General features: G+C 58.1%; 9 protein-coding genes. 4 read left to right on the top strand and 5 right to left on the bottom strand.

Annotated elements, in window-relative coordinates:
• Window positions 1-263: 263 nt before the first annotated feature.
• Window positions 264-1346 carry an HAD family hydrolase gene (locus tag ASE69_RS05580; RefSeq protein WP_056484164.1) on the bottom strand — a complete coding sequence of 361 codons (1083 nt, stop codon included), beginning with the start codon at window positions 1344-1346 and terminating at the stop codon, window positions 264-266.
• A 294-nt stretch (window positions 1347-1640) separates the two neighbouring features.
• Here ASE69_RS05580 and ASE69_RS05575 point away from each other — a divergent pair, with 294 nt between their 5' ends.
• Window positions 1641-2012, top strand: a complete 372-nt coding sequence (locus ASE69_RS05575; protein WP_156362176.1) for a hypothetical protein — start codon at window positions 1641-1643, stop codon at window positions 2010-2012.
• Between the two features lie 581 nt (window positions 2013-2593).
• Window positions 2594-2989, top strand: a complete 396-nt coding sequence (locus tag ASE69_RS05570; protein ID WP_056484158.1) for a hypothetical protein — start codon at window positions 2594-2596, stop codon at window positions 2987-2989.
• 398 nt (window positions 2990-3387) lie between these two features.
• Here ASE69_RS05570 and ASE69_RS05565 read toward each other — a convergent pair whose 3' ends face one another.
• From ASE69_RS05565 to ASE69_RS05550, 4 genes are all read right to left on the bottom strand, one after another.
• Window positions 3388-4200 (bottom strand): ATP-binding protein, encoded by an 813-nt coding sequence (locus ASE69_RS05565; RefSeq protein WP_056484155.1) that lies wholly within the window; start codon window positions 4198-4200, stop codon window positions 3388-3390.
• A complete protein-coding gene (locus ASE69_RS05560) occupies window positions 4190-5098 on the bottom strand; it encodes a hypothetical protein (protein ID WP_156362175.1) in 909 nt (302 codons plus the stop codon). Before ASE69_RS05560 ends, ASE69_RS05565 begins: the two co-directional genes overlap by 11 nt.
• 199 nt (window positions 5099-5297) lie before the next feature.
• Window positions 5298-5645, bottom strand: coding sequence for a hypothetical protein (locus tag ASE69_RS05555; RefSeq protein ID WP_056484150.1), 348 nt, complete (start codon window positions 5643-5645; stop codon window positions 5298-5300).
• Window positions 5635-6207: a hypothetical protein gene (locus ASE69_RS05550; protein ID WP_056484146.1), complete on the bottom strand. Its 573-nt coding sequence runs from the start codon at window positions 6205-6207 to the stop codon at window positions 5635-5637. The genes ASE69_RS05555 and ASE69_RS05550 overlap by 11 nt, the downstream gene beginning before the upstream one ends.
• A 155-nt stretch (window positions 6208-6362) precedes the next feature.
• On the opposite strand from ASE69_RS05550, the gene ASE69_RS05545 reads away from it, so the two are divergent.
• A complete protein-coding gene (locus tag ASE69_RS05545) occupies window positions 6363-6959 on the top strand; it encodes a hypothetical protein (RefSeq protein ID WP_156362174.1) in 597 nt (198 codons plus the stop codon).
• A gap of 595 nt (window positions 6960-7554) precedes the next feature.
• Window positions 7555-8556 (top strand): hypothetical protein, encoded by a 1002-nt coding sequence (locus tag ASE69_RS05540; protein WP_056484141.1) that lies wholly within the window; start codon window positions 7555-7557, stop codon window positions 8554-8556.
• Window positions 8557-8588 lie beyond the last annotated feature (32 nt).

Here is an 8588-nt window from a genome sequence, read left to right as displayed (position 1 = left end):
CAGGGGAAGAATTTCGCTTTTGGGAGAGCTTAACCTTCTTAACAGTTCATATTTAATAGAATCTTTAACGCAAATGAGCAGCGTCGAGTGAGATAAAAAGAACTGGATGGAATTGATCCTCCGGATCAACGCGCTTTTGCTCCGTGCCGGCTAACGCCGTCACAAGGCGGCCTATCGGCCGAATGCTTCCGAAAAAACCAATCGGATCTGACGGTGTGTGCCTGCATCGTTCCGTAGAAGGGCAGGGTTAGTGAGAGAGGCCATCACACAGGCTTCTGTGCCCCGATAGTCGCAATCGCGTCATGTATCAGGGCAGCACGGCTGATTTCAGGCTGATCACGTGTGTCGTAATGATCGTCCAGCACTCGCTTCGCAGCTGCCTTTTCCGCATCCGGTGCATCAGTAAGGGCCTGCCGGAATTGCGCCGCCTCAAGCGCCCACCGCTGACCGTGAAGGTAATCAAGGTTTGCATCGATGCCGCTGCGGAAAAGCTCAAGCTCCGTCATTTGCGCGGCTCTCCGGCGATCGGGATAGGCATCACCCAGCTCGCGAACGGCGATAAACCGGCGGGCATGAGAGGCGCGGCCCTCCCGATCAACGCACCGCGCACGCGATCCGGCCTCGACGGCACCGACGATATCGTCGCGCCAGGTGTCGCCTACCATCAGCAGTTCACTGGCTTCGCATTCCAGGCGGGCCGTCAGGCTGCCGTAGAACGCCCTGTCAGGCTTAATGACACCTGCATCGAAGGAGAAGTGCCAGATGTCCACCAGATCGCCCAGAAGGGCCCTCAGCGAGGTCGCATAGGGCAGGGCAAGGTTCGAGGCGACGGCGACCTTCACACCCTGCTCGCGAACCCGGCGTAGCGCATCCAGCGCGTCGGGGTAGAGCACGATCGTCGCCAGTTCCTCGTCCAGCATCGCCAGCTCGGCGTCCGGGTGCGGCAACCCCAGCGCAGCGGCATAGTCGGCAAGGCCGATCGGCTGGACCATCGGCGAGGGCAGGGCCTCCGCCCGGTCACGGGCCTGCCGGATCAACCGCTCGAATGGATGCCGCTTGCGGCCGATATAGACCAGCGTGCCGAATGCATCGAATGCGACCGCGCGAGTGATCGGCGGTGGAGCATAGAGACGATCGGCAGCGGCGAGCAGGCGGGCGTATTGATCGTCGCTGACGCTGCCGGCGCGGATCATGGCATCGGCGGTCACCGCCGCGTCCGGGTCGGTCGGTTCGCGGAAGATAATGACCGCCTCGTCTCCCCGATAGCGGCCGGCGAGGTCAGCCAGGAGGGTAGCGTAGGTGGCTTGCTCGGCGAGTGTGCGGAAACTCGGAAGGGGATCGCTCATGGCAGGATCGTCCTGGCTCGATGGAGTGATGATCGTCGAAACGCCCGCCTCTGTCGCAGCGGCTTGTCCGAAGCGTCTCCTTCTGCGACCATAGACCCGCGGTTCGGTCAATCCCGGCCGTGGGGCGTCGTAACCCCGATGATCACAAGTCCGGTCGAGAGCTTCTCGGCCGGGTGGCTGTCACGCATGTCCAAGGCTTGCCCAAAGGTGGCAGCGCCTTGTGCTTGTGCAGGGTTACGAACGCCCGGCTTTTCAGCCGGGTTATGCCTCCATTCCAAGCGAGGAGGCATCGCGGTGGACGATCTAAAACAGAAAATGCGGGAATTGCTGGGCGGGCTGGGTGAATGCCGGCAGCCTGGATCGGCTCCGGGCGAGCTTGAGAATCTGCTGTGTCTGCGCATGACAGAGATCACTCTGAACAGGCCAATCGGCATGAGCTGTTCCAAGGATGTTTATGCCGAATGGATGGCCGAGGAGGCTGAGCAGTTTGTCTCATTGGCGAGAACGTTGATGCTGGAAATGCGTGACGGGTTTTCGGGCCATCAGCGATTGCTATTCGGGGGAATCATTTACGACCTGAACCAGAATCTGGAGAGGTTTATCAACGATACCCTTTTGATAATGGGGGACAGGCAGGAGATAGGCCGGCGTCTCGAAGCCAGCTAGAGTGATCACGCATGGCTGCCGTAGGCCGGATCGATATCCTGCGTCCGATGTGCGTCCCTTTTGCGTCCCTGCTGCCTCCTTGGTGCATCCTTTTTGCGTTCTTTCTGCATCCCTTTTGCGTCCGTGCCCCTAATTTGCACCCTTCCTGCACCCTATCCGCACCCTATCCGCACCCTGATTGCCCCCTATTTGCACCCCAAAGCTTTCTAGAGAGAGTTCCTAGCGCAAGAATGCATCATAATTGCATCATATCTGCGTAATAATTGCATCATCTGTGCATTACATTTGCATCATCTGGCGGGCTTGCCTGCTGAGCTGCGCTCATCAGGGTAGTTTGGACCCCCTTAAGCTCGGCCAGCCCGTTTCCGATCTGTCAGCGCTTCATTTTCGACCCTTAAATCCGTGATTTTAGGTCGTACACCATACGCACCTTCCGGTGCCGGTAAGTTATTGAAATAAATCAGAAAGACCATCAGCGCGCCGAGTAAAATGTGCCGTAAACGTGCCGCTCAGTGAAATAAGTGGTGATTTATCAGTCGTTTGCTGTAGTCTATCTGGACACACAGCGTGCCAGGGGTCGTATGAAGCTTGAGAACTGGGTGCGGGTCCGGCTGAACGAGAGCCAGATGCTGGTTTATGCCGCCGAGGCCGAAGCGCGCGGCATCCCGATCAGCACCTATCTGCGTGACCGGCTGGCGAGTGCGGACCTCATGCGCGAGGAGCTTGCGAGTATCCGAGCCGCAATGATCGATATTGGCGAGACGCTGGACGAACTGCGCGATCAGGTAGAAAAACAACCCATTGCATCCATCAAGGAGAACCAGGTCACCGGCGAGCCCAGCGCCGTGCAGATCGAAACGCTGCTACTGTTGCGCGCTATGACAGGAATTCAGACGCTACAGATGGTTACGGCCGAGATTGAGCGACAGGGACTGAAACCCTTCCGAATACCGGGACCGCCTACTAGGAGCCGTTGAGCTGAAAAGGTCGTAGCACAACAGTGGCTAGCCATACGGCCGAGCGAGAAAGTCATAGGCTCTAGGCAATCAGTGGGCCGCTCGACGTGAGATAAAGGCGGCAACAGGTTCCCACGATAAGACTGCCGTCAAAAGCACGATTACAGTGGTCCAGATCCGGTCGTTGGTGATGGCATAAGCAGCAAGTCCATACATGGCCGCGCAGTAGAGAACGCCGATTGCAGTTGTCGTGCGCGGCAGCCCACTCGCTAGCGGTCGTGGGGGCGAGATCGATGGGCGTCGGCTTTCAGAAGCGTAAGGGTAATCTGGGAAGCCGATCGGATCGCTGGTGTCACAACCGAACCGGTTGTGGGCTCAGGACGCGGCAGGAAGTCGCTCCAGTTAAGGCTGATACGGTTTCATCGGCCTGCCGTCTTTGGAGCCAGACAGGTTACCGCCGCCAGCAGGCCGCGTAACTTAGGTTTCTGCGCAATCTGCCGCGCGATCCGATTGCCGAAGCAGCCGTCGAGTGTCAGCCCATAACCGCCCGAACGGAAGCGAAGGTGGCCCGACATATCCGCAAGCTTCTCAAAGATCGGCCTAAAGCCGTTGCCGTGGCCGGAGTTGCGCGCAAAGCGTGAGACTCCGGCCTCGACCATGGCGAGCAAGGCCGCCCCATCGTCGCTCAGGCTGGCATGGTCCGGGTTGCGGGTCAGACTGGGGAGAGCGCCGATGCCAGTGTCTGCCACCACGAATTCGAAGCGCCCGGCCTCGGCGGAAAACATCGCCACGCCGCTTCCGATCGCCTCGGAATGATCGATCACGTTGCCGATGAGTTCGCCCATCGCCGCGACAAGAAGTGCTGGCTTCGCAAAGCCGGCAGCCAGCGCCGCTTTATGGGCATCGATCTTGAAGCTGTTGAGCACCGCTTCACCCACCATCCCTGATCCAAGGATCAGGCCGCGCTGGCCATCGGGGGCCAGCCATTGCTGCTGCGCGCTCGCCAGTGCGGACAGGATCGGCGCAAGCGAGCCGCGTTCAAGCCAATCCTGCCCATGCAGATCACCGATCGAAATCCCGGACTCCAAGTGTGCAAGCTCAACGGCCGGCCCCAGCGTCTCCGCCCGGAAAACGGCTCCGCCGAGCTGCGGCACCCCGCCACGCTGTCGTGCGCGGCCGAGACCGTCGACAACGCGATAGTCGAAGCTCGGAGCCAGGAGGTCAGGCTGCAAGCTTGAACTTCGGCAACAGAGTGTCGAACCAGTGGCGCGAGACACGAATATTATCGGCGAGCAAAGCATCCAGCTTTTCGTCGGCGGTGGTCATTCGCTTCATCCAGCGACGCTGTCCCTCATTGTCGACCCAAGCGACCTCACGATGCTGCGCCTTCTCGAAGGGCGACGTATCGATGAAGATGATGTCGTAATAGTCCGCCAGCAATCTGACCACCGGGAGCCCGCCCCTTAGGACAAGGCCAAGCCGCCGGCCCACATTCTGAGCGAGCTCGATCAACCAGGCGGCGTGCTGCATCATACGGTTAGGAGTCTTGCCGCAAGTCGTGAACTCGTAAGCGATGTGCGTGACCTCGGGATGCGCGACGATATATTCCGTCCAGCGCGCGAAATCGCATTCGGTCCGGCCGTTCACATGGAGCGCTGCCGGCTGCCCTTCGGACACGATCTCGTGATAGCAGATCGCGATCCGCCGCATGGCATGGAGGTCGTCCCAGCGTGGGCGATCGACCATCAGACTGAAGTTGGGAACCGTAATCATTGACACCCCTAGGCGTCGAAAGTTCGCAACGGCCTTGAGGCGACCGCGCCGCTCAAGGCGCCACCAGCCTTCGACTTCCTTGTCCTGCGCCACGCCGGAGAGGAGGATGTCCGCAGCCGGATCAATTTTGAAGGTTTGGGCGACGCTTTCTCGTGTGCCGAACCGGCAGTCGGCATAACGGTTGAAGAAACGATACAGTGGTATAGCAACGGCGCTCGCCGGCACCGGCGCAGCAAGCGCACTGCCATGGAAGAGCATGGGGATGTGGGGGGGCAGATCCGGGCGTGTGAGCGGTGCAGCCAGAGGCGTTTCAAGAGCAAGCCCGCGCACTTCCCGAATGCGATCGGCGAACGTCAACGCATGAGGACATACGGCAGGACAGGCATCGGGCTTGCCGCAGCAATGGTCTAAGCAGTTGAAACCGGACCCAATAACGGTCTGTCCGCCACAGGTTGCTTGGTCGGGACAACCAACGCACCCCAACGACATAGCGGCGCCAGGCTTACTCCAGTAACTCGTGAACGCTCGCTCCTGTCGGGACATTTCCATTGAACCTCTAGCTAAACGAAACCTCGAAAACGCCACTGATTGGATCGGCTGCAACAATGTCGACGCGGGCGATGTTGCACCCTTGTGCAACCGACTGGACAAGAGCCTGGCTGGGGCTGCAAATCTCGAGCACGGCCGAAACGCCACGGCGTCCGATCAACTTGCCGGCTTCCATCCGCACCGCGATCGTGTCACCGATCGCAAGATTCGCATCGCCAAGCGCTTCGGCTTCGTAGCGACTGGCGACATGGTCCGGCGTCTTGCTGAAGAGGTCGGGCGTATTGGCTTCGACCGCCGCCTTGTCCCAGCACTTCTCAAAAGTCTTTCTCGTCTTTTCCTTGAAATCAGCGCCCATTCTCACTCTCCGCAAATATCGGTCTGTAAGTCTTGGTACGTCCACGCGACTGCTCACATAACAAACCCATGTTCGACAACGAAGCCAAGCGGTTATTCCAAGCCGTTGCCTTGACTTGGCTATTCTCGATTTCCATCAATCGAGCAGCTGTCGTTTCACCCTCGCGATTGACGAGATCGAATGTTAGCTGCTGCATGGGATCGAGTTTTCCGACATACCGGCAGCGCAGCATTGTCCCGTCATCACCGACGACACAGACCATGAGTACATCGCCGCGCGAGTGGACAATTTCGACAAGCTCATCGATCACGTCAGCATTGGCATTGGCAACCGCCGGGTAGAAGTTAGATTTGCGGCCGCGCACAAATGTGCGGAACGCAAGGACCGATTCCCGAAGATAGCTAGCGGTCGCGACTTCAATTCGACCAAAATCGAGAAACAGAGGCTCGGGCATTGCCGGCTCCTCGCCGAGCGCCTCAATCAGCCGTACATAAAGCTGCCGCCCGCTCGGCGCCCCCGAGAGGATTGCTACACCTGCAAATTCGGCAATATCAAAAATCATAGCCCGCTATCTCACTTGTTACACATGAGATATGTGACAAATATGATTTGGTCAAGCCCGGCTAGCTGGTCTTGGTCATGGATAGGGCTCGCTACGACGGCGCATAACGCACAGGGACTGTCTCGAAGTGACGCGAGAATAAGTAAGGGGGTTTCATGAGGGTTTTTGATGCACTTGCGACCGTTGCAGGTCGTATTTCCACCGGTGTGGCGATGGCCGTCGCCATTCTGGTAGGCCTTTGGCCGGACCATCCACGCGACATCGATCCAGTCCGGCTTGGCGCTGTCATCACGACCATCGTAGCATGGCTGGCAGCCGAGATCGTTAGCGGGCGGAAACCCAGCGAGCATGATCTGTCGCTGTTTGTACGCATTGTCGAGCTGATGCCCGAGGGCACCATCGATTTTCTACGCAATCATGATTTCGATAATTCCTTCGCTGGAAATCAGCAAAAGGGCCTGTTCGAGCTGGCCAATTGGGAAGGAAGCCGTCGCCAATTTCTGGACAGCGCACTTCAACAAAAATGGGCGCTGCTGCTGTCAGATATCAAGGCGTTTGTCGGCGCACTGGCTGCCGGAACCGGGCCAATTGGCGCAGGCCCGCTTTTTTCTGCGCATCCCGATCATACTAATAAAATGAACCCTCCCGACTGGCTGGCAGAGTGCATCAAAAAGCTGAACGAGAAAGCTTCTAAGCTCAGCAAAACCGCCGATGCTTTCGAGCATTATGCACGCAATCGCCTACGGTTGTGATTGTAAAAGGGATAAGTGCATCGAACAGTGATCAGGCGTGTTCACTTTTCGTTCCCTCTCGCAGTATAATAGGCGTGAAGGAAAGGGCCGAGCCCTTGGCGCTTCTGTACCTAGCGCAATCGATGATGTCGCAGATCTGAATAAGGAAAGGGGAAAGCCTCTTGCGAAGCTTTCCCCGAGCACCTTGCGGTGTAATTCCAAAAGGCGGTTAAGCCGAAGCAGCCGAAGCTGTGAAGCACATATAAGCCTGTAGATGTTAAAATTCAATCTCCTTGGGGCCACTAACCTCCTGAAACTACCAGATTATTCACGTAGTTAAGGTTCTGTCGCATGATCGATTGTTCTTAATATCCTTGAGTCGTTCTATTGTAACTTTAGTTACCTTGAATTCCTTGATTTCCTTGATACCATTGAATCCCTTGATGGGGACAAAAAGGCGTGCTACAGCACAGTTGTGGAACGATCGCGAGATGTGCCTTTGGACGGTTCGGCGTCCCCTCGATCCGAATCGCCCAGTCCCGATCGCGTTCGGGGAAAAGGGCGAGGTGGCAATTTCCTTGCGATCGATCGCACCACCTGGGGTCGCCTTTGGGAAGTGGAAACCGGTAACAGGCTGAACCTAGTCACGGCGTTTATCGTGATCCTAGCGGGTACAGGTAGCGATCATCAACTCAGCAAATGGTCGGCCAAGGCGTGCGAACAGCACACCGGCATGGGAAAGCCTAGGGCAAAGGTCGCTATCGTAGAGCTGATCGAGCATGGCTTTGTCGCGCATTCCGAACGATCGACGAAGCTCTATCCGCAATACCGCCTGCCGCCGATCCCATTGGATAGCGATCCCATCTTCCTGCCCGTTGCCATGATAACAGGGATCGAGGCCGAAGCCTCAATGCTCCGGCGTGTTCGGGAAACCGGGGATCCGCTCCTGCTGCGGATGCTGGTCGACCTCTATGGTCTAGTCCAGCTCGATGCGACTTTCGGTGTGCCGATCACCGCGCTCAGCGAAACACCGCCCACAGACTACCCATCTCGCAAAGTGTTCGAGCTTGGGGTCCATTCCGTCTGGGCTATGCGCCTCGGCGGCTCCAAAACGGCAAAGGGCGCGTGGGCGAGCTACCATCGCACTGAAAGCCGCAGCAACGACAAGGCATGGGAAGATTTTTGGCCGCGGGTCGCGATGCTCGAGAAAATCGGTGCTATCTGGTATGAGGCGTGGATTTTCGATAGCGACGAACCCGATGCCGAACCGCTGTTCCCGGTGGATTTCGCCGCGCTTTATCATCAGGGCGAGGGCGACGACGTCACCCAACTCACACGCACCATGCTCGATGCAGCCGCCAACCTTTCGGAGGAACGCAGCGACCTGCTCGGCCGCTATGGTCTCGACATGCTGGTGACGCTTGCGCAGCACCGGCGCGCGCCAGGCATCCGGGGCGTAGCACGGATGCGGATCGAAGCGGACACGCCGGGACGTCGGTTGTCCTACTATAAACGTCGCACGCAGATCGAGATTTATGAGGCGGGCTACACCCAGATCGCGCTTGATGCGCTACGGGGGGAATATAATCGGCCGATGAACACGGCCGCACCACAATGAGCCAATCAACCGCCGGGAAGAAGCAGCATTTC

Source organism: Sphingomonas sp. Leaf208, assembly GCF_001421415.1.
In the GTDB taxonomy this organism is placed as follows: Bacteria; Pseudomonadota; Alphaproteobacteria; order Sphingomonadales; family Sphingomonadaceae; genus Sphingomonas.
The sequence above is the reverse complement of the archived record's forward strand: the minus strand, read 5'-3'. Positions and strand labels throughout refer to the sequence as shown.

Coding starts and splice junctions, on each gene's coding strand:
- ASE69_RS05580 (WP_056484164.1), bottom strand. CDS start 1,346: ATGAGCGATCCCCTTCCGAGTTTCCGCACACTCGCCGAGCAAGCCACC.
- ASE69_RS05570 (WP_056484158.1), top strand. CDS start 2,594: ATGAAGCTTGAGAACTGGGTGCGGGTCCGGCTGAACGAGAGCCAGATG.
- ASE69_RS05555 (WP_056484150.1), bottom strand. CDS start 5,645: ATGGGCGCTGATTTCAAGGAAAAGACGAGAAAGACTTTTGAGAAGTGC.
- ASE69_RS05550 (WP_056484146.1), bottom strand. CDS start 6,207: ATGATTTTTGATATTGCCGAATTTGCAGGTGTAGCAATCCTCTCGGGG.
- ASE69_RS05545 (WP_156362174.1), top strand. CDS start 6,363: ATGAGGGTTTTTGATGCACTTGCGACCGTTGCAGGTCGTATTTCCACC.